The organism is Pseudomonas sp. CF161 (assembly GCF_000416215.1).
GTDB lineage: Bacteria > Pseudomonadota > Gammaproteobacteria > Pseudomonadales > Pseudomonadaceae > Aquipseudomonas.
The window spans coordinates 96,576-116,508 of record NZ_ATLP01000089.1; the positions used below are offsets into that span (position 1 = coordinate 96,576).

Genomic DNA, 19,933 nt, shown 5'->3' on the forward strand with positions numbered 1-19,933 from the left:
GCAACAACTCCGCAACCGAATTTTCGATAGCGGCGATCCTAGTGGCTGGGGTCAGGCGTTGTCTTGCGCGCGTGCACGCAAAGAAATTTGCTTGGCATAGGCCTTGGGCGACTGGCCGGTGTGCTGGCGAAAACAGCTGTAGAACGCCGACAACGAATTGAAACCGGCGGCAAAGGCCAGCTCATCGACACGCAGCGGGGGCGTCGCCTGGTCCAGCGCCAGCAGCAAATGCTGCAAGCGCGCCTGATTCACATAGCGATAGAAGCTCTGGCCCAGCACTTGGTTGAGCAGGTAGGAAATCTGATTGCGGCTGTAACCGCACTCCTTCGCCACCCGCTGCAAATCCAGCTCAGGATCCAGATACGGCTGTTGCCGCTCGAAATACTGCTGCAAGTCCTCGGCCATGAAGCTCAGCTGGCGCGGCGACAATCCCAGGCGGCTCGCAGCTGGGCGCGTACTGTGGCGCGCCTTGTCCGGCAGGGTCTCGTGCACCAGGGAGGCGTATTCGTTGACGCGCCAGATCAGCCCGTCGCGCACGGTAATCGCCTCGCTGGCGCGAAATGACACCAGGCCTCGGCCGCCACGCAATGTGACCTGATACTGGATAAACGCGGTATTGCCATCCACGCGGATGCGATCGCTGTGCTCCAGGGCTTCGTCCGGGTCCCGTGGCATGCTGCTGGCCACGTACTCACGCAATTGATCCAGGCCCAGGGTGCGGTTCTGGAAAAAGTCGCTGTATTGAATCTCGGGATGGTAAAGCGCCATTACGCCATCCAGATCCCGGTGTTTCCAGCACAGGTGATAGCGCATCACGGTTTCGGCGGTGGCCTGGGTTTGCTGCGGGCCGTCATCAAAGGCGGACATAGGGCACTCGGCGAAATAAAAACAGAGCTTGCCGAAGTTGGCAGGCGGCTTCAATGGGCAATCCCGGCCGTGGGAATACTGGCATTGTGCCCAAAAACCGCGAGGACATGACCTGCATCAAAATTCTGCCAGGCAATCGCCAAACGGCCTGAAAAAAAACCGCGGAGTGTCACAAGCGGGTGCTACTTTTACACACTCCACAGGAAGGACCATCGACGGTCCCTCCTTACCTACCGCGAGCAAAAGGAAGCGCTCAATGATCCAGGTGGGCATCTCATGAATAGAGTTTCCGTCAGCAAGGTCACCTTTCCCAACGCATGCCAGTTGATGCGCTGGCATTTTCACCCCATGGGTTTCGAGGCCAGCATGGACGCGCCCGGCAGCATGATCGCCCGGCTTTTTGATCGCGTCAGTGGCGAAACCATGATCGCCATAGCCGGCATCCCCTGCGCCACCGTGATGAACGCCACCGACGTCGAGCGAATAATCGAGGCGGTGGAAGATGAACTTGAGTCCTTCATGCCGCCTCTGGCACTCAAGGCCTGACCACCCATCCTGTTGAGCCAAGGCCCGCTTATACAGCGGGCTTTTTCATGCACGCAGATCGTTGAAGAACGCTTTGCCCCGCGCAACCCGATCAGACGCCTTGGGTGCATTGGCCGCCGCGGACTCCTGCCCATCGACATACCAGTAACAGTGCTTCACCGCACGGGTGATGCCGACATAGGCCAGGCGCAGGATTTCATCCTTCTGCGCGCTGTCGTAGGGCTCGGCGTCGCCGTCCTTGCCCAGGCCGGCCATGCGGTAGACCTGATTCTTGTAGGGCGAGCTGGTCAAGTGCTGGCAATCACCCAGCAGGAACACGGCGTCCGCCTGCAAGCCCTTGGAGCTGTGATAGGTCAGTTGCTTAAGCCTGCGGGCTTCGATCGGCAACCTAGAATCAACATTAACTATTTGATTAATATGCTCTTCAATCAATAACTTATCGCTACTTTTTCGAAACAACATCAAGATTGAATCGCCCTTCTGATAGTGCTCGGCCAGGCGCTTGCCCAAGCCTGCGTCATCGCGGTCCAGCACCTGCACCGGGCGCAGATCCTGCTCGGCCCCACTGGCTTTGGCTTTTTTCCCGCTGATCGCCGGCGCCGCCCGGACGATGTGCTCCGCGGCATCGATGATGTGCTGATGGCTGCGGTAGTTCTCGCTGAGCATGACCCGGGTGGTGCTGGGCGACGGGAATTCCTTATTGAACTCCATGAAATACTTCGGCGAACTGCCGCGCCAGCCGTAGATCGACTGCCAGTCGTCGCCCACACACAGCAGGGACGACCGTTGGGCCCCGCGCCCTATATGCATGGCCGGGCCGCGACTGCGGATTTCTCGCAGGCAGGCGCGAAGCCAGGAGACGATCTGCGGCGAAACGTCCTGGAATTCGTCGATCATCAGATGCGACAAAGGGCGCAGGCGCTCATTGCTCAGCAGCTTGAGGTTCTCCGGCGAATGCTCGCTGAACAAGGCGAACATGCGGTTGTAGCTCATGATCGGCGGTGACTGGTCCAGCAGATGGTCTTCCAGGGCCCGCCAGAACAGGCTGAGCGCCTCGAAGAAATGCCGATCCGGGTCATCCTTGGCAAAGCTCATGCGCCCGACCGCATCGCACACATCCAGCCCGAGGTTCTCGATAAAGCCTGCGGCACCGACAAAACAGTCCAGCAATGGCGCCGAAGCCAGCTCACCCTTGACCTTGTAATCGAAACCCGGCCCCGCGCTGGCATCCCCGGCCAATGACGACAGGACGCGCTTCGCCGAGTCATAGGAATCAAGCCATATCAAAGGCTTATGACAGAAAGCTTGAAACAGGGTGCGTTTGACCGCCCATTCCGCGCGCACCGTGAGCTTGGCCCCGGGACGGCTGACCTGGGGGTTTTCCCTTGGGTCGAAGCCCAGCACCACCCAAGCATCCAGCTCGGCCGCATAACCATGGCAATGGAAACGCGAGCCGTTGATTTCGATGCTTTGCCGATTGGGCTCGATGCCCTTGATCGGCCAGGCACCGGCTCGAAACCACAGGTCTTCCAGGGTGTCGCACAGCTCTTCGTCGCGCTTGGCGGCCAATTCGGTGACCGCCATGCGCTTTTGCACATCAGGGTGATCGCGCTCCAGCTCCTTGAGCTGCAAGGCATGGCGCAACAGCGGCTTGATCGCCTGGCGAAAGCGCTCATCGCGGCCATGCAAGGTGTGGTAGCAGGCATTCAGGTGACGCCGTTGGGCGTCGTTGATGCGCAGGTCGAACGGGTTGCTCTCCACCTCCTCATCCGCGCCCGGCCCACGCTCACTGAGGTTTTCAAACGCCTGCAGACGTTCGAACCCCGGCAGGCTGCGCACCATCGGCAGAATCCGCGAGTGAAAGGTGCGCACTACTTCCCGCGCCTCGCGCAAACCCAGGCTGAGGCCCCAAAGGCTGAACACCTGGGTCAGCTTCTGGATAAAGTCCTTGCGCGACTCACGGGTAAAGGTCACCACCGTCAAGGAATCGAGCTCAAAGCCCAGGTAGTGATGCAGCAGCAGGATGCGCAGCACCAGGGAAGTCGACTTGCCTGCCCCGGCGCCGGCGATCACGGAAGTGGACGGGGTATCGCTGAAAATCATCTTCCACTGCGCCGTGCTCGGCTGGGCATGGGCCGGCAGCAAGCGCGCGACATCGGCCTTGATGCGCTTCTTCAACTCCGCACTCAGCGGCAGGCGCCAGTCATCGAACAGCAAGTCATCTACGCCGGGAGCACGGTGCTCGGTATTGCGCGTATCGCGGATCAACAGCACCTGGCGGCCTTCCTCGATGCCTTCGAGCTTGCCCTCCTTATAGCCATACTCGACGCCAGCGGTATGCCCGCTGCGAAAGCCATCCGCCTGACCATGCAGCCAGGAAGCCCGATGCTGGGCGCGTAGGCGGGTAAGGCCATGTCCGAAAAACCTGGCTGCCAACCGCTTGAACAGCGGCATTTCGGCCAATGGCAAAAGCTCGGGAGGAAGATCGGGGGTGTGTTGCGGCACGCTGACTCCAGGGTGTGAGGCTGTGTGGGCTATGGTCGCTGCATTTGCCCCTGACTTCTAGCGAAATGCTTACAGGTCATCCACTTAAGCGATGAATTGAAGATTCGACAGCAGCAATCCGCCCGCATAAACATCTAATTTATAGATTGGATTACGGCATTTTTTGCGCTTTTTATCGATACATGGCTGATAGATGATGCTCGCCATCAACCGGGATCGGCGCTCTACGGCAGCGACCAGGCCGACCCCTTACAGGAGACGATCATGCTTGAACTCAGACCTTTTGCATCCCTGGGCGGCGCCCATCATGGCTGGCTGGATGCTCACCACCACTTTTCGTTCGCCGAATACCACGACCCGGCGCGCATGAACTGGGGCAACCTGCGGGTGTGGAACGATGACGTGATCGCCCCTGGCACCGGCTTCCCCCAGCACCCGCACCGCGACATGGAAATCATCACCTATGTGCGTGAAGGCGCCATCACTCACCAGGACAACCTCGGCAATAAAGGCCGGACCGCAGCCGGCGACGTGCAGGTGATGAGTGCCGGCACCGGGATCGCCCACAGCGAGTACAACCTGGAGTCGACGCCAACCCGGATTTTTCAGATCTGGATCATCCCCAACCAGGCCGGCGCAGCGCCGTCCTGGGGCGCCAAGCCTTTCCCCAAAGGCCAGCGCGAAGGGTTTGTGACCTTGGCCAGCGGCAAGCAAGGCGATGACCAGAGCCTGCGGATTCGCGCCGATGCGCGCCTGGTGGCGGCCAACCTCAAGGCTGGCGAATCAGCCGAATATGCACTGGACCCGGGCCGGCGTGCCTATCTGGTGCCCGCTACCGGGGTGATTGAAGTCAACGGCTTGCGCGCACAAGCTCGAGACGGTGTAGCGGTCGCCGAGGAACGCCTCTTGCGGGTGACGGCAATCGAAGACAGTGAAATCGTGCTGGTGGACCTGGCCTGATAAAACACAGGCCATTAAAAAGGGCGACCCTGGGGGTCGCCCTTTTTTTATCTGCCTGTCAGTTGCCGCTGATGGCGCCATCCACCAGGGTCTGGGCTTCCTGCACCAGTTGCTTGAGGTGGTCATCACCGATAAAGCTTTCGGCGTAGATCTTGTAGATGTCTTCAGTGCCCGAAGGCCGCGCGGCGAACCAGCCGTTGGCGGTCATGACCTTGAGCCCGCCAATGGCCTGATCATTACCCGGCGCGTGGCTGAGGATCTGCTCAATCGCTTCGCCAGCCAGCTGGGTCGAGGTGACCTGCTGCGGCGAAAGCTTGCTGAGCAGGGCTTTCTGTTGCGGATTGGCCTTGGCATCGACTCGCACCGAGAACGGTTCGCCCAACTCATCACACAGGGCACGGTAAGCCTGGCTGGGATCGCGGCCAGTACGGGCGGTCATTTCTGCTGCCAGCAAGGCTGGGATCAACCCGTCCTTGTCAGTACTCCAGACACCGCCATCCTTGCGCAGGAACGAGGCCCCGGCGCTTTCTTCGCCGCCAAAACCCAGCGAGCCATCGAACAAGCCATCGGCAAACCACTTGAAGCCTACCGGCACTTCATACAAACGGCGGCCCAAGCGCTTGGCAACCCGGTCAATCAGGCCACTGCTGACCACAGTTTTGCCAACGGCGGCATCGGCGCGCCATTGCGGACGATTCTGGAACAGGTAGTCGATGGTGACTGCCAGGTAATTATTCGGCGCCAGCAGGCCACCACTCGGGGTGACGATGCCGTGGCGGTCGTGGTCCGGGTCGCAGGCAAAGGCCACATCGAAGCGATCCTTCAGGCCGATCAGCCCCTGCATTGCGTAGCTGGAGGACGGGTCCATGCGGATCTGCCCGTCCCAGTCCACCGACATAAAACGGAAAGTCGGGTCGACCTGCTTGTTCACCACGTCCAGGTCCAGGCGATAGTGCTCGGCGATTGCCGACCAATAGCGCACACCGGCGCCACCCAGTGGATCGACGCCCAGATGCAGCTTGGCGCCACGGATGGCGTCCATGTCGATCACATTGATCAGGTCGGCGACATAGGTGTTGAGGTAATCGTGGCGGTGGGTGGTATCGGCTTTCAGCGCCTGCTCGTAGCTGATGCGCTTGACCCCGGCGAGTTTGGCCGCGAGCAATTCGTTGGCCTTGGCTTCGATCCACTTGGTGATATGGGTATCGGCCGGGCCACCGTTGGTGGGGTTGTACTTGTAACCGCCGCTTTGTGGCGGGTTGTGCGATGGGGTGATGACGATGCCGTCCGCCAGGCCCGAAGTACGGCCGCGGTTGTAGCACAGGATGGCGTGGGAAACTGCCGGAGTGGGCGTGTACTCATCCCCGGCGGCAATCATGACCGCCACACCGTTGGCGGCCAGGACTTCCAGGGCGCTGGCGCCGGCAGGCGTGGACAGCGCATGGGTATCGATGCCGACAAACAGCGGCCCATCGATGCCCTGGGATTCGCGATACAGGCAGATGGCCTGACTGATGGCCAGTACGTGCCATTCGTTGAAACTCAGATCGAACGAGCTGCCACGGTGCCCCGAAGTACCAAAGGCAACACGTTGGGTAGAAACCGAAGCATCGGGCTGGCCGGTGTAATAGGCCGTTACCAGTCGCGGGATATCGACCAACAATTCAGCTGGTGCCGGCTTGCCCGCAAAAGGACTGAGTGTCATGCAAAACCTCTGGAAAAGGATGATTCGGGAGTGGAAGGCAGTTTACTGGCAGTTTGACCATCGCGCGACGGGATCTATCCCGTGGCATGGGAGGAACTTGCAGAATTTGCACGACAAACACTCAAGCGATGCCCGGGACGGGCTGGAGTGATCAGGAGGGAAGATAAAAGACCGGCGCTTGAAGCACCTATGCGATAAAAAACGCCAGGGTTCGTGGTGGCGAACCCTGGCGTGGAGATCAGGCCGATTCGACCTGCAGCGCAACCCGCTCGCGGCATGGACACTCATCCATGTAACGGTGCGCCTCGACAAACTCATTGAACGGGAACACCCGGGTCTTCAACGGCACCAGCACGCGGTCCGCGGTCAGCTGGTTGATGTCACGCAAGGCCCGTTGCAGTGCCACCTGGTCCTGGACGATCCCCAGCTCCGGCTTGCCGGTGAAGTTGCCGATGCAGTGCACAAAGAACTGGATGTTCTTCTGGAACGCCGCGCAGGCCGGGAACGGCGTCTGGTTGCCGCCCTGCAGGCCATACAAGACCAGGCTGCCACGCGGCGCCAGAACATCGCCCAGCAGTGACATCTGCGGGCCACCCAAGCCATCGAACACCACGTCCACGCCACGGCCGTCCGTGAACTTGTTGATCTGCATCAGCAGGTCCTGTTCTTCGGTGACGATCACTTTCTCGGCGCCCAGGGACAGCAGGTACTCGCGCTCTTCCGCGGTCTTGGTCGCGGCAATCACCCGCACCCCAAGGGCTTTGCCCAACTGGACAAAGGACGGCCCGGCGCAATGGCTGGCGTCGGTAACCAGGGCGAACTGCCCGGGTTTGACTCGTGCCAGATCGGCGTAGGCGAAATAGGCAATCAGCAGCGGCGTGTAATGCACGCTGGCCTCGATCGGGCTGAGAATGTCTGGGTAACGGGTCAGGGCCGAACGCGGCAATACGATCTGCTCGCCGTATACCGGGTAATCATTGGGGCTTTCGGCAGGGAAACTGGCGACTTTGTCACCCACTGCCAGGTCGTCGACGCCATCACCGACTGCGGTGACCACACCGGCCATCTCATGGCCCAGGCCTGAAGGCAGGCGAGCATGGGACGAGGCCAGGTTCTGGCGCCAGAGAATGTCATACCAACTGATGCCAATCGCCTCGACGCGCACCTGCACTTCGCCTGGCGCAGGCAAAGCGGCCGCATGCTCTTCGCATTTGAGCACCTCGGCCGAGCCAAACTTGTGAAAACGGATCGTGCGGGACATCGCAAACCTCGTCAAAGTAACCTCTAATGCCCTGAACTTTATCTGGGCTTTTACAGCAAGACCATCAGTGGCTATTAATAGTCGACATGCCTGTCATTGATTCCGCAGCTCCGGTAACCCTTATAAACCGCGCGCCAGAGCGAACCTGCCTGGCAGGAAACTCAATTAGCCGGTGCAGAGTAGCAGCCTTTCCCCGTAAGATTCACGCCGGCCATTGTTCTTATATGGCCGCTCTCGTCAAGTTTGCTGACTCTGCCAGGACTCCAGATGAATCGTAATGACCTGCGTCGTGTCGACCTGAACCTGTTGATCGTGTTCGAAACATTGATGCATGAACGCAGTGTGACCCGTGCCGCCGAGAAATTGTTCCTCGGCCAGCCCGCCATCAGCGCGGCGTTGTCGCGCCTGCGCAACCTGTTCGACGACCCCCTGTTCGTGCGCACCGGCCGCAGCATGGAACCTTCGGCGCGAGCGGTGGAAATCTTCGCCCTGCTCTCGCCGGCCCTGGATTCGATTTCGACCGCGGTCAGCCGCGCCGCCGAATTCGACCCGGCCACCAGCACCGCCGTGTTTCGCATCGGTCTGTCGGACGATGTCGAGTTCGCGCTGCTGCCCATGCTGCTCAAGCGCCTTCGCGCCGAAGCTCCCGGAATCGTGCTGGTGGTACGGCGCGCCAACTACCTGCTGATGCCGGCGCTGCTGGCCTCGGGCGAAATCTCGATTGGCGTCAGCTACACCACCGACCTGCCGGCCAACGCCAAGCGCAAGGTATTGCGCCGCAGCCTGCCCAAATTGCTGCGCGCCGACACCGTACCCGGCGCCTTGAGCCTGGATGACTTCTGCGCCCGCCCCCATGCCCTGGTCTCGTTCGCCGGCGACCTCAGCGGTTTTATCGATGAAGAGTTGGAAAAACTCGGACGCAAACGCCATGTGGTGCTTGCCGTACCGCAGTTCAACGGCTTGAGCACCCTGCTGGCGGGCACCGATATCCTGGCCACAGTTCCCGACTACACCGCCGAAGCCCTGACCGCCGCCGGCGGCGTACGCGCCGAAGACCCGCCGCTGCCGGTACGCGACTTTGAACTGCACATGGCCTGGCGCGGCTCTCAGGACAACGATCCGGGAGAGCGTTGGTTGCGCTCGCGGATTCAGATGTTCTTTGGCGACCCTGAGAGTCTTTAGGCGTCGTCGGGCAGGCTGTTCGACTGATCATTTCTGCCTTGTCATAGCCCCTCAAGATCCATTCACTTCCAGTGGATTGCCATAATCGGGGGCAAATCTGCGGGCATGCTTTAGAGGGTTTGCAAAGCATGCCCCCCTGCCTAAGGCCAAGCGGGCTATTGATGAGGATGGTTCTGACCGGACTCTCTGCGATTCGATAGAGCGGCCTGAGGCTTTCAGCGATAAAAACTGCGTAGATCGGCCAAGTGAAAGCGGTGAGTGCTCACCGCTTTCATCCGGGTGGGAATCCTAATACTTGAAACGACCCACCAGGCCTTTGAGCTGACCGGAAATTTCTATCAATCGACCCGAGCCAGTCTGTGAGGACTGGGCAAAGCCTTCGACCAGTTGGGCATCGGCATGGATCTGCGCGATGTGCCGATTGATCTCTTCGGCCACCTGGTGCTGCTCCTCGGCGGCTGTGGCGATCTGGGTATTCTGGTCGCGGATCGAGTCCACCGAGCCACGGATCTTGTCGAAGCTGTCACGTGCCTGCTGGATGCGTTCCACGCTGGCGTGGGACACCTGCAGGCTGCCTTGCATCTGTTGCGTGACCTCCTGGGTGCGGCGGGCGAGATTGCCCAGCAAGCTGTCGATCTCGCCGGTGGAGTCGGCTGTTCGACGGGCCAGGGCGCGGACTTCGTCGGCGACCACGGCGAAGCCTCGGCCTTGGTCACCGGCGCGCGCCGCTTCAATTGCCGCGTTGAGCGCCAGCAGGTTGGTCTGCTCGGCAATCGAGCGGATGGTGTCGAGAATGGTGTTGATGTTCTGACTGTCCTGCTCCAGCAGCTGCATGGTCTGGGTCGACTTTTGCAGGTCTTCGCTGAGTTTGAGCACGCTGCCGGTGGCTTCGCCGATGTGTTGCTGGCCGTCGTGTACGTCGCGATAACCTTCGTCGGCACTCGACGCGGCGGCACTGCACGAACGCGCGACTTCGTTGGCAGTAGCGACCATTTCGTTGAACGCCGTGCTCACCAGTTCCACGGCTTCCCGCTGGCGACCTGCGGCCTGGTTCATGTTGTTGGCCACTTCGCTGGTGTCGGCGGCGGCGGTCTGCAGGTCAGATGAAGCGCTGCCGATGCGCTGCACCAATTGCGCGATCATGCTCAGGAACTGGTTGAACCAGCCCGCCAGGCTGGCGGTTTCGTCCTTGCCCTGCACCTTGAGTTGGCGCGTCAGGTCGCCTTCTCCTTCGGCGATTTCTTGCAGGCCGTCGGCCACGCCGCGAATCGGACGCACGATGACGCTGGCAAAGCTGGCGCCCACTATCGCGAACACCAACGCCAAGGCCGCAGCAATGGCGGCGATCAACCAGGTCAGGCGGGTGGCGTCGGCCAGCACTTCGTCACGCTTGATCAGGCCGATAAAGCGCCAGCCCAGGTCTTTGGAACTGACCACGTTGGCCATGTAGGGCACGCCATCGATCTCGATCTGGGTCACACCGTCGCCGCGCTTGGCGAGTTCGGCGTAGTTGGGGCCCAGGTCGGCCAGGGGTTTGAAGTTGTGCTTGGCGTCGCTGGGGTCTACCAGCACGTTGCCGTTGGCTTCCACCAGCATCAGGTAGCCGCTGTCGCCCAGCTTGATGTTGCGCACCAGTTCGGTGAGCTGTTTGAGCGACACGTCCAGGCCAACCACTCCCAGGATATTCCCGGCGGCGTCGGCGACAGTGTGCACGGTGCCGATCAGCGTCACATCGTCCGGCGCCCAATAGTAGGCACCGGTACGCACGGTGGCGCCTGGCGCGGCGATGGCCGCTTTGTACCAGGGACGTACGCGCGGGTCGTAGTTGTTCAGTTTGGTGTCGTCCGGCCAACTGGCGTAGCCGCCATCGCTCAGCCCCAGGGACAGGTAAGCGGTACTCGGATGGCTTTTGGCGAACTGGTCGAATATCGCCAGCAGCTCTTTGTTGGTCTGAGTGAGGGGGATTTGCGCTGCTTCGGCGCCCGCGTAGCTCTTGAGGTCTTTGGCCGCGACAACGCGCGGGTCCTTGGCTACGTAGTCGACGTTTTGGCTGATGCCGTCGAAAAACTGCTTCATGCCATTGTCGATCTGGCGGATCTCGCGACCGCTGCTGTCGAGGAAATTGGCCAGGGCCCCTTCTCGCAGATTCAGCACTACCAAAATGGCGACCAGGATGACCGGGACGCACGCGATAGCCGCGAACGCCCAGGTCAGCTTCTGCTTGATATTCATGACTTCACCTGCGGGTATTTATAGTTTTGGCAAGGGGAAACGCTAGTGCTGAACGTCGCATGTGTTGTTATGAGGAGATAGAGCCCATGCGTACCCTGAATTATCGACCGCGACGGTGCGCACTTTAGAACGAGACTGAAAGCTTTTGCGCGGCGAACATCCAGGCACAACGCAATGTTGGCCAATGCGTAACATCTTTACTGACCGGGTTTACGAGAGAACCCTTGAGCCGGGTTTAAGAAAAGAGCTGGCTACGAAACCTGGGGCGACTCAATCAGGTCATGACTGCATAGGCTCATGAGGGTGTTTCACCAATGCCCGGGCTTGAACGGGGCAACTGCTGAATTGAGCTCACAAGGCCACGCGCTGCTGGAAGGCTAATCATCAAGCGCTGCGCGCCCTAAAGTGGCCTCACACCCGCCCAGGAACATAAAGATGACCGAGGTCACTGTAGTTATCGGAGCCGGCTCGATCGGCCAAGCCATCGCTCGGCGCGTCAGCGCTGGCAAACAGGTGTTGCTGGCAGACTGCAGCAAGCAACTGCAGACGCTGCCGCAAAGGTCATGAGCGACGCAGGTTTCGAGGTCACAACAGCCAGGGTTGATGTCTCATCCCGCGAGTCGGTCCAGGCACTCGTCGCCCAGACGACACGTATGGGCGACATCACCGGCGTCATCCACGCCGCAGGCGTTTCTCCGTCTCAGGCCACGCCTGCCACCATCCTCCTGGTCGATTTATATGGCACTGCCCTGGTGCTGGAGCTGTTTGGAGGTCATCGCCAAAGGGGGACATCGTTATCGCCTCGCAGTCAGGGCACCGCTTGCCGGCGCTCAGCGCCGAGCAGAACCAAGCCTTGGCGTTGACCCCGACTGAAGCGCTTCTTGCGCTGCCAATGCTGCACCCGAGCGGGTCACCGACTCCCTGAACGCCTACCAGATCGTGGCAACTCGCTGCGCGTGGCGGCGCAAGCCGTTCGCTGGGACAAGCGCGGCGCACGTGTCAACACCATCCGCCCGGGCATTATCTTCCCCCCCTGGCCCGGGATGAACTCAAGGGCCCGCGTGGGGATGGGTATCGCCGCATGATCGAATCCTGCGCGGCCAAGCGCGGCGGTCGCGGCGCTGCTGATGGGCCCCGAAGGGACATTCATCACCGGCAGCGACTTCCTGATGGACGGCGGTGTGACCGCTCAATACTGGTACGGCACTGCCGGGGCCCGTATAAGGGCCCCGGCGGTGTTGTTTTATCCTTGCAGATTCCGAGAGCCTCTCACTTCCCGTATTGGGGCCCGCAAGCGAGGGCCTCTCGAGCTGCGTTGAGCGGTCAGCGCTTTTCCCCAGGAAACAATGCCCGGCTGATAAACCCTGACGTGCTGCTTAGCGCCTCGCCCAGAGCCTCCAGTTGAGTGCGATCGTACTGGGCGCTGATGCCAATACCGGAAACCACGAAACGCGGTTGGTTGTGGTGGTCAGTCACGGCACTGGATACCACGCTGACGCCGCGATACAGGTTGCCATCATCAATGGCCCAGCCGGTGTGCAAGGTTTGACGAGCTTCGTCCAAATAGCTCTCGAAGCTCGGCGGGCTTTCCCAATGCAGGCGGGCGAAACGCCGGCGCAGTTCGTCTTCCGGCAGATTGCGCAGGCCCGCAATACACCGCCCGCTGGCACCCAACAACTCGGGCATGCGGGTTTTGAGATTGACGTCGATATGCGCCACGGCCGGGATGGCACGGGCGATGGCGTGCATGTAGTTATCGCCGGTGACCTCCCACAGCAAGACCATGATGCGGTGGTTCAGGCTCAGGCGCTCAAGCTCTGGCTGGATGAGGTCAGCGTAGCTGCGGCCGATAAAACTGACTGCCAGTTCGGAAAGCCCCAGCCCCAGGCTGTAAGTCTTGCCGCTATCGCTGAAGGACACCCACTGTTCATTGGTCAGGGTGCGCAGGATGTTGAAAGCACTGCTGGGGCTGATGCCCGTTGCCCGGGCAATAGCCGCAACGCCTTTGGGCTCGGTGCATTGGGCGAGGTGACGGAGGATTTGGATGGCGTTGACCACCGCGCCGACTTCTTTAGGACCGGGGGCGCTCGCCGTCGCGGTGTTGCTTTCTTTTTCTGAAGTCATATTCACTATTCGAATTAATATTCTTTATGGCGAATGAATTCTAAGGGTTACTAAACCTCAGTCAACGGGCGCATGCGCGCCTAGCGCTTTCACGCATCGAAGGCCACCACGGCTTCACCTGACAGCTTAATTTCACCTGCCTGGTTTCGGCTGGTGATCTCCAGGCGTGCGGTGCCGGCAGCCATGTCTATCTCAACTACTTTGCCGGAACTGCTCAGAGCATCGCCGACCTGGGTCAGCGCCACGAACCGCACCGAGAACTGAAGCAAACGTTCCTGGGGCACCCAGCGGGTCAACACATGCCCCAGATAGGCCATGGACAGCATTCCGTGGGCGAACACATCGGACCTACCGACCTGCTTGGCGTAGTCGATATCCACATGGATCGGGTTGTGATCGCCAGAGGCGCCGCAATACAACGCCAGTGTCAGGCGGCTGATGGGTTCGGCAGTCAACGGCGGCAAACAGTGGCCGATTTCGATTTCGGAAAGTTTCACCTACGGCTCCTCAATGGCGTATGACCAGGCTATTGCGCATTTGCGCGACCAAATGCCCATCGGCATCGGTGACACGGGTCTCGCGAACCACAAACTCCAGAGCCCCCTCATTCTTGTCATAGATGTCGACGATCCTGGTCTCGAAACTCAGGCGCTCACCGGCAAAGACCATGCGGTGATAGGTAAAACCCTGCTCGCCGTGCAGGATCCGTCCGTTATCCAGGCCCAAGTGCTTGAGGGTGGCCGCCGAGCCGCCGGCTTCCATGTCGAGGCAAAAGAGAAAGGTCGGTGGCACCGGCAACCGCGGATAGCCCGCATCCAGCGCTGCCGCTTCGTCGCTGTAGCACGCAGCCTGCTGGGTCGCCTTGGCAAAAAAGCGCAGACGGCCGGCCTCGACCACTTGCGTGTGACTGGAAACCAAGGCGCCGATATGACGTCTGTCGATCATTTGCGGTACTCCTCGGCCATCGCTGACGTTAAAGCCGGGTGGCTACACCGCCACCCGTGCTTGATGTTCCTGCCGCCGGCCATTGAGCAGCAAGCGGTTGACCGCCATTTACCCCTCAACTCGGTAGCTCCAGCACCGTGCGCGCCAGGATATTGCGCTGCACTTCGTTGGAGCCACCGTAGATCTTCGCGGCACTGCCGTTGTAGAGCGCGGCCAGCAGGTGTTGCTGGCCGTCTCCCGTCGCCGTCGCCCCGGACAATGCGCCCAGTGAGCCGGCATTGCGCACGATGGCCAGGCCGATGCGCTGGTAAGTCTCAGTCGCCCAGATCTTGAGCATCGACACCGAGGGCGGCAGAGGTTCGCCGCGCTTCACATAGTCGGCGTACTGGGTGTAAAGCGCGGTGAGGTTCGCCACATCCAGGGCCAACTCGGCATAACGGGTACGAAAGGCAGAGTCGTCCATCAAATCAAGCTGCTGCCCCAGCGCCTTCAAATGCCCCAACGCATGCTGCGACTGCTTGGGGCTCCCCAAGTGCAGGCGCTCGAACCCGAGCAACGCCTTGGCAATGGTCCAGCCTTGGTTCACCTGCCCCACCAGGTTTGCATGGGGCACACGCACCTTGTCGAAGAACACCTCACAGAACTCACAGTGCCCGGCGAGATCACGTATCGGACGCACGCTGATACCCGGTGAGTTCAGGTCACAGAGCAGGAAGCTGATACCTGCCTGCGGTTTGGCCGCCTTGTCGGTGCGCACCAGCAGGAAAATGTGGGTGGCATCCTGGGCCAGGGTGGTCCAGGTTTTCTGGCCCGAAACAATGAAGTGCTCGCCTTCGAGCAGCGCCTCAGCGCGCAGGCTGGCAAGGTCCGAGCCGGCATTGGGTTCGGAATAACCCTGGCACCAGATGTTCTCCCCGCTCAAGATTTTCGGCAGAAAACGCTGTTGCTGCTCGGCGCTTCCGAACCGCATCAGAACCGGCCCCACCATCAAAATCCCCTGGTCCGGGGCTCTTGCTACGCCGTAGGCTTCGAACTCCTCGTGCCAGGCGATCAGCTTGGCGGCGGGCAGCCCCATGCCGCCATGGGCTTCAGGCCAGGCTGGGGCGATCCAGCCCTGCTGGGACAGGCAGCGGTACCAATCGCCGATTTCGTGCCAATGCACCCGGCGCGGCATATGCCGCAGGGGTGTTGGGTAGTGCCTGACGAGAAAGGCCCGCAACATGCGGCGAAATTCGCCGTCTGACCAACAGTCCCAATCGTCATGCCTCGGAAACTCACCGCTCCAGTCGTTGACCACCGGGTCCCCGGGGTTGTCATTTCGCGTCAGCTCGAACCAGCGCAGCTTCAGGGTCTGCTCCGAACCGAAACGTGGCAGTAGCGCCAACACACGCTTGAAATAAAGCCCTACGTCGCACTCATCGGTCACGCCCATGGCGCCATGGAGGTGGACCGCCGCCTGACCGGCCTCCATGGCCGCGTGGCCGGCGCATAAATTGGCTTGCAGCGAGGCAATGTTCAGCGCCTGATCCGTGGCACACGCGACAGCCTGGCGCAGGCTGGCACGGGCCAGCTCGATCTGAATCAGCACATCGACACAGCGGTGCTGCAATACCTGGAAACTGCCGATCGGCTTGCCAAACTGGTGACGTTGCGAGATGTAGTCCCGGGTCAGTTCGTGCATCTGCTCGGCGGCCCCCAGCAACTCGGCGCCGTACAACAGGCGACCGATCGAGGCGGCTCGGCCCAGCAGCTCAACGACCTCAGGCCCCTGGGCCACAATAGCCGGCCGCGACAGGCGAACACCGTCGAAGCACAAGCGGGCCCGATAGCGCCCGTCAGCCTCGATCTGCGGCTCGACCCGAAGGCCTGCGTTGTCGGCTGCCACGTACAGCAATATCGGCGCCCCTTGCTCATCCAGCGCAACGATCAGCCAGCCATCGGCCGGATCGACCGGCACCACATACGGCGCCACGCCATACAGGCGACGCTCCCCCTCTGCTCCAACTTCGATTCGACAGGCCATGGACGACGCACTCAGTCGCTCATCCAGATCCAGAGCGATGCCGACGATACGCTCGCCGCTTAACACCCCGTCCAGGAGTTCACGAGATGCAGCGGTTAACGCACCAGCCAGCAGCGTCGCCACCACGCCAGCAACCGCCGTGAACGGTTCGGGCGCCAGCCAGCGCCCGACTTTACGCGCCACCGACGACGCGGCATCAAGGCCCAGCTCCAGCCCGCCGAGTGCCTCGGGCACCAGCATGGCCGGCCAGCCCAGGGCGACGATCTGCTGCCAGTCGTCACGGCCGAACTCCTGTTTTGGCAATTCCTGGGGCTCGAATACACGGTGCTGCCGAGGCACATCCAGGCCTCCGCGGTCCTTGAGAAATTTTTCCGCCGAATCCTCGATCGCGACCAGTATTTCTGTCATTTCTGCCTGAAGGTTGTGCATAGGGTGTGTCATGGTTACCTCGCTTTTTAGACTCCTTTTATCGACAGTTGCGCTGAGCGCCATCGGCCCAGACAACCGGCCTTGCGAAAACTGTCGACCTGTTCGGTGCCTTTTTATTGTTCGATCGGCCGCTGCCTGACCGCCCTTGACTCGTCTGCCTCCGACCTATGCTCAGGGTTCCTGGGCTAACAGGCCGCGGCCGATGACCTGGGCCTGAATTTCCGCAGCCCCCTCGAAGATGCTGAGGATCCTGGCGTCGCACAGCACGCGGCTGATTTCGAACTCCAACGAATAGCCATTGCCACCATGGATCTGCAAACCCGCGTCGGCGTTGCTCCACGCCACCCGGGCAGCCAACAACTTGGCCATGCCGGCCTGGATGTCACAGCGCCGGCCCTGCTCCTTGGCGGTCGCTGAAAACACCGTGAGCTGACGGGCCATGATCACCTCGGCCAGCATCATCGCGAGCTTGTCCGACACCCGAGGGAACTCGATAATCGGTGCCCCGAACTGCTGGCGGTCGAGTGCGTATTGCCAGGCCAGGTCGAACGCGCGCCAAGCAACGCCAACCGCCCGGGCCGCGGTCTGTATCCGCGCCCCCTCGAAGGTTTGCATCAGTTGCCGAAAGCCCTGGCCCTGCACCCCACCCAGCAGCCCGTCAGCGTCGACTGCAAAACCATCAAAGCCGATTTCATACTCTTTCATGCCCCGGTACCCCAGGACCTCGATCTCCCCGCCAGTCATACCCGCCGCAGGAAACGGTTCGGCTTGAGTACCCCGAGGTTTCCCCGCCAAAAACATCGACAGTCCGGCATGCCCCTCAACCCCGGGTTCTGACCTCGCCAGCAAGGTCATCAAGTCGCTGCGGGCGGCGTGGGTAATCCAGGTTTTACTGCCGTCAATGCGCCAGCTGCCATCGGCCGTGCGACTGGCGCGGGTACGCAGCGAGGCCAGGTCGGAACCACTGTTGGGCTCGGTAAACACCGCCGTTGGCAAGATTTTTCCCGAGGCAATCCCCGGCAGCCAACGGGCCTTTTGTTCGGTGGTGCCGACCGAGTCGATAAGGTCACCGGCGATTTCCGAGCGTGTGCCCAGCGAGCCTGCCGCGATCCAGCCACGACTGAGCTCCTCGGTGACGATGCACATTGCTCGCTTGCCCAGCCCCATGCCGCCGTATTCAGCAGGGATGCAGATACCAAACACCCCAAGCTCCGCCAACTGGGCAATCAACGCATCGGGGATCAACTCATCGTTGAGGTGCCACTGATGGGCATAGGGGATGATTTCGTTGGCGGTAAAGCGCCGAAACTGATCGCGAATCAGGTCCAGATCCTGATCGAACAGGGTTTCGCTGACCCTGTCGCCCTCACGCCAGGCCTGCACCAGGGCCAAGCGCCCCGCCGCCCCACCGGCGGCTTGCAGAGCGCGCACATCCGGGTGTTCGGCAAGCCGCCGGGCCGCAGGCTCCAGCCCCAGCTCCCAAGGGCGAAATATCTCGTTCTGCCCCATGGGGATGCCGCCAGCGAGCTGAGCCAGGTATTCGGCGATGCCTACGGCCAGGGCCATTTCATCCACTTTGCCCAGGTGTCCCTTGGCCGCCAATTGCCGGCCCCACTCGGCAGATCGAACAATCGCCTCCACAGTCGTCGCCACCCAGGCCAAACCATGGAGCAGGCGCTGATGCTGCTTGAGCACGGCCGAAGCGGGCGGGCCGTCACTGCAGAAAAACTCACGAGCCGCCCCGTGGAGGGTGTGGCCATAGTGTTGCGCCGCCTGCGCAGCACCCTGCAAATGAGCGGTAAAAGAAGTTGTTGTTGTCATAACCGTCTCAATCAATAAATGCATTCATGAAGTTGCCAACCAGGCACCGCCGTTATCCATGCCGGCTGCCCGCCACCAACCCGCTGTCATGCAGTTGGGCGATCTGCGCCGAGGTCAGTGACAGCACCTGCTCCAGGACCTGATCGGTGTTTTCCCCGAGATAAGGCGCCCGCACACCGGCATCGCGCGGGGTGCCGACGAAAGTCGCGGCCGGCCCGGGGGCTGGGTAAGTCAGCCCGCTGGGGTGGCTCAGTTGCGTATAGAGCGGCGCAGAAAGCGCTAGGCGCGGGTCGACCTGCATCGCCTCGCCCAAGGTGCGATAAGGGCTCCAGCACAGGTCATTGGCCGCAAAGCGGGCCGTCACCTGTTCCAGGGTGAGCTCGGCAATGCAGCGCTCGAAGATCGGGAACAAGGCATCACGATGGATAAAGCGCTGCCCTTCATCACGCTCAAAAGAAACGCCAAGCACACCTTCCAGTTGCTCGATCCGCTGTTTGAGCTGCAGAGCGTTCAGCAGCCCTTTCCACTGCCTGGCGGTAATCGCGACCACCATCAGGTACTGGCCATCAGCCGTTACGAAGTCCCGCCCAAAAGCGCCAAACAACGCATTGCCCTGACGAGCCCGATCGCCGCTGTGCAGGGCTTCGGCGATCTGCCCGGTATTGCCCAGTGCCGCCATGGCCACGTCGGACAGCGGGATTCGAACCTCCTGCCCTTGCCCGGTCAGGTTCCGCTGACGCTCTGCCGCCAGCGTCGCAAAAGCCGCGTAGGCTCCCGTCAGTAGATCCCAAGCCGGCAACACATGGTTGACCGGGCGCTCTGCATTGGCCTCATCGCCCGTCATGTAGGGCACGCCAATCGCAGCATTGACGGTGTAATCGACCGCCGACGTACCGTCCCCCCAGCCCATGACCCGCACCGTAATCAAATCCGCGCGCTGCTTGCACAAAGCTTCATGGGCAAGAAAACCGCCCACCGGAAAGTTGGTGACGAAAATCCCCGCATTCGCCCCCGGCGCGGTGATCAGGTCGATGGCCAACTGCCGACCTTCGGCGCGCGACAGGTCCAACGCCACGGACTGCTTGCCTTTGTTCAGGCCCTCCCAATACAAGCTCGCACCTGAATTGGATACCGGCCAACGCTTAAAGTCAGGGCCGCCGCCGATGGGGTCGATGCGAATCACCTCGGCGCCCAGCTGTTGCAAATGCAGGGCACAGGAAGGCGCGGCGATAAAGGACGCACATTCGATGACACGTAAACCTTTCAAGAACGGGTACATGGGACCTGGCTCCTGCCGCTGAATCTATTGACGGGTTGGCTCTTGCGTACAGCG

13 protein-coding genes and 4 pseudogenes are annotated in these 19,933 nt (G+C 61.2%); 4 read left to right on the forward strand and 13 right to left on the reverse strand.

Going from position 1 to position 19,933, the window contains the following annotated elements; translation table 11 throughout:
• Positions 1 to 51: 51 nt before the first annotated feature.
• The gene (locus tag CF161_RS17740) at positions 52 to 867 is read right to left on the reverse strand and encodes an AraC family transcriptional regulator (RefSeq protein WP_043229792.1); all 816 of its coding nucleotides are present in this window, start codon (positions 865 to 867) and stop codon (positions 52 to 54) included.
• A gap of 276 nt (positions 868 to 1,143) precedes the next feature.
• Between CF161_RS17740 and CF161_RS17745 the strand changes: the two genes are divergently transcribed.
• A complete protein-coding gene (locus CF161_RS17745) occupies positions 1,144 to 1,413 on the forward strand; it encodes a DUF1652 domain-containing protein (RefSeq protein ID WP_020297966.1) in 270 nt (89 codons plus the stop codon).
• Between the two features lie 45 nt (positions 1,414 to 1,458).
• Here CF161_RS17745 and CF161_RS17750 read toward each other — a convergent pair whose 3' ends face one another.
• Positions 1,459 to 3,918, reverse strand: a complete 2,460-nt coding sequence (locus CF161_RS17750) for a UvrD-helicase domain-containing protein (protein ID WP_043229736.1) — start codon at positions 3,916 to 3,918, stop codon at positions 1,459 to 1,461.
• A 264-nt stretch (positions 3,919 to 4,182) separates the two neighbouring features.
• On the opposite strand from CF161_RS17750, the gene CF161_RS17755 reads away from it, so the two are divergent.
• Entirely contained in the window at positions 4,183 to 4,878 is a 696-nt protein-coding gene (locus tag CF161_RS17755) for a pirin family protein (RefSeq protein WP_020297968.1), read from the forward strand.
• 58 nt (positions 4,879 to 4,936) lie between these two features.
• Here CF161_RS17755 and pgm read toward each other — a convergent pair whose 3' ends face one another.
• Both pgm and CF161_RS17765 read right to left on the reverse strand, forming a co-directional pair.
• Positions 4,937 to 6,583: a phosphoglucomutase (alpha-D-glucose-1,6-bisphosphate-dependent) gene (gene pgm / locus CF161_RS17760; RefSeq protein WP_020297969.1), complete on the reverse strand. Its 1,647-nt coding sequence runs from the start codon at positions 6,581 to 6,583 to the stop codon at positions 4,937 to 4,939.
• A gap of 238 nt (positions 6,584 to 6,821) precedes the next feature.
• Entirely contained in the window at positions 6,822 to 7,844 is a 1,023-nt protein-coding gene (locus CF161_RS17765; RefSeq protein WP_020297971.1) for a zinc-dependent alcohol dehydrogenase family protein, read from the reverse strand.
• Between the two features lie 267 nt (positions 7,845 to 8,111).
• On the opposite strand from CF161_RS17765, the gene CF161_RS17770 reads away from it, so the two are divergent.
• A complete protein-coding gene (locus tag CF161_RS17770; protein WP_020297972.1) occupies positions 8,112 to 9,026 on the forward strand; it encodes a LysR family transcriptional regulator in 915 nt (304 codons plus the stop codon).
• A gap of 288 nt (positions 9,027 to 9,314) precedes the next feature.
• On the opposite strand, the pseudogene CF161_RS33685 reads toward CF161_RS17770, so the two are convergent.
• Both CF161_RS33685 and CF161_RS33690 read right to left on the reverse strand, forming a co-directional pair.
• Positions 9,315 to 9,851: pseudogene (locus CF161_RS33685) on the reverse strand (methyl-accepting chemotaxis protein); the annotation flags it as partial.
• A 327-nt stretch (positions 9,852 to 10,178) separates the two neighbouring features.
• Positions 10,179 to 11,258, reverse strand: a pseudogene (locus tag CF161_RS33690) (cache domain-containing protein); the annotation flags it as partial.
• A gap of 435 nt (positions 11,259 to 11,693) precedes the next feature.
• Here CF161_RS33690 and CF161_RS17780 point away from each other — a divergent pair.
• Positions 11,694 to 12,463, forward strand: a pseudogene (locus tag CF161_RS17780) (SDR family oxidoreductase); the annotation flags it as partial.
• Between the two features lie 118 nt (positions 12,464 to 12,581).
• On the opposite strand, the gene CF161_RS17785 reads toward CF161_RS17780, so the two are convergent.
• The 7 genes and pseudogenes from CF161_RS17785 to CF161_RS17810 form a co-directional block, all read right to left on the reverse strand.
• Positions 12,582 to 13,382: an IclR family transcriptional regulator gene (locus tag CF161_RS17785; RefSeq protein WP_020297975.1), complete on the reverse strand. Its 801-nt coding sequence runs from the start codon at positions 13,380 to 13,382 to the stop codon at positions 12,582 to 12,584.
• Between the two features lie 89 nt (positions 13,383 to 13,471).
• Positions 13,472 to 13,879: a MaoC family dehydratase gene (locus tag CF161_RS17790; protein ID WP_020297976.1), complete on the reverse strand. Its 408-nt coding sequence runs from the start codon at positions 13,877 to 13,879 to the stop codon at positions 13,472 to 13,474.
• A gap of 10 nt (positions 13,880 to 13,889) precedes the next feature.
• The gene (locus tag CF161_RS17795; protein WP_020297977.1) at positions 13,890 to 14,327 is read right to left on the reverse strand and encodes a MaoC family dehydratase N-terminal domain-containing protein; all 438 of its coding nucleotides are present in this window, start codon (positions 14,325 to 14,327) and stop codon (positions 13,890 to 13,892) included.
• 115 nt (positions 14,328 to 14,442) lie between these two features.
• On the reverse strand, positions 14,443 to 15,549 hold the full coding sequence (locus tag CF161_RS33440; RefSeq protein ID WP_256206424.1) for an acyl-CoA dehydrogenase family protein: 1,107 nt from the start codon (positions 15,547 to 15,549) through the stop codon (positions 14,443 to 14,445).
• Positions 15,550 to 15,690: 141 nt separating this feature from the next.
• Positions 15,691 to 16,842, reverse strand: a pseudogene (locus CF161_RS33695) (acyl-CoA dehydrogenase family protein); the annotation flags it as partial.
• A 108-nt stretch (positions 16,843 to 16,950) separates the two neighbouring features.
• Complete coding sequence (locus tag CF161_RS17805) at positions 16,951 to 18,600, reverse strand: acyl-CoA dehydrogenase family protein (protein WP_043229737.1); 1,650 nt, start codon at positions 18,598 to 18,600, stop codon at positions 16,951 to 16,953.
• Between the two features lie 52 nt (positions 18,601 to 18,652).
• Entirely contained in the window at positions 18,653 to 19,879 is a 1,227-nt protein-coding gene (locus CF161_RS17810) for a CoA transferase (protein WP_020297980.1), read from the reverse strand.
• Positions 19,880 to 19,933: the final 54 nt, after the last annotated feature.

Excerpts from the sequence above, each read along its gene's own strand:
- CF161_RS17740 (WP_043229792.1), bottom strand. The coding sequence starts at position 867 with ATGTCCGCCTTTGATGACGGCCCGCAGCAAACCCAGGCCACCGCCGAA.
- CF161_RS17745 (WP_020297966.1), top strand. The coding sequence starts at position 1,144 with ATGAATAGAGTTTCCGTCAGCAAGGTCACCTTTCCCAACGCATGCCAG.
- CF161_RS17755 (WP_020297968.1), top strand. The coding sequence starts at position 4,183 with ATGCTTGAACTCAGACCTTTTGCATCCCTGGGCGGCGCCCATCATGGC.
- pgm (WP_020297969.1), bottom strand. The coding sequence starts at position 6,583 with ATGACACTCAGTCCTTTTGCGGGCAAGCCGGCACCAGCTGAATTGTTG.
- CF161_RS17765 (WP_020297971.1), bottom strand. The coding sequence starts at position 7,844 with ATGTCCCGCACGATCCGTTTTCACAAGTTTGGCTCGGCCGAGGTGCTC.
- CF161_RS17770 (WP_020297972.1), top strand. The coding sequence starts at position 8,112 with ATGAATCGTAATGACCTGCGTCGTGTCGACCTGAACCTGTTGATCGTG.
- CF161_RS17785 (WP_020297975.1), bottom strand. The coding sequence starts at position 13,382 with ATGACTTCAGAAAAAGAAAGCAACACCGCGACGGCGAGCGCCCCCGGT.
- CF161_RS17795 (WP_020297977.1), bottom strand. The coding sequence starts at position 14,327 with ATGATCGACAGACGTCATATCGGCGCCTTGGTTTCCAGTCACACGCAA.
- CF161_RS33440 (WP_256206424.1), bottom strand. The coding sequence starts at position 15,549 with ATGTTGCGGGCCTTTCTCGTCAGGCACTACCCAACACCCCTGCGGCAT.
- CF161_RS17805 (WP_043229737.1), bottom strand. The coding sequence starts at position 18,600 with ATGACAACAACAACTTCTTTTACCGCTCATTTGCAGGGTGCTGCGCAG.
- CF161_RS17810 (WP_020297980.1), bottom strand. The coding sequence starts at position 19,879 with ATGTACCCGTTCTTGAAAGGTTTACGTGTCATCGAATGTGCGTCCTTT.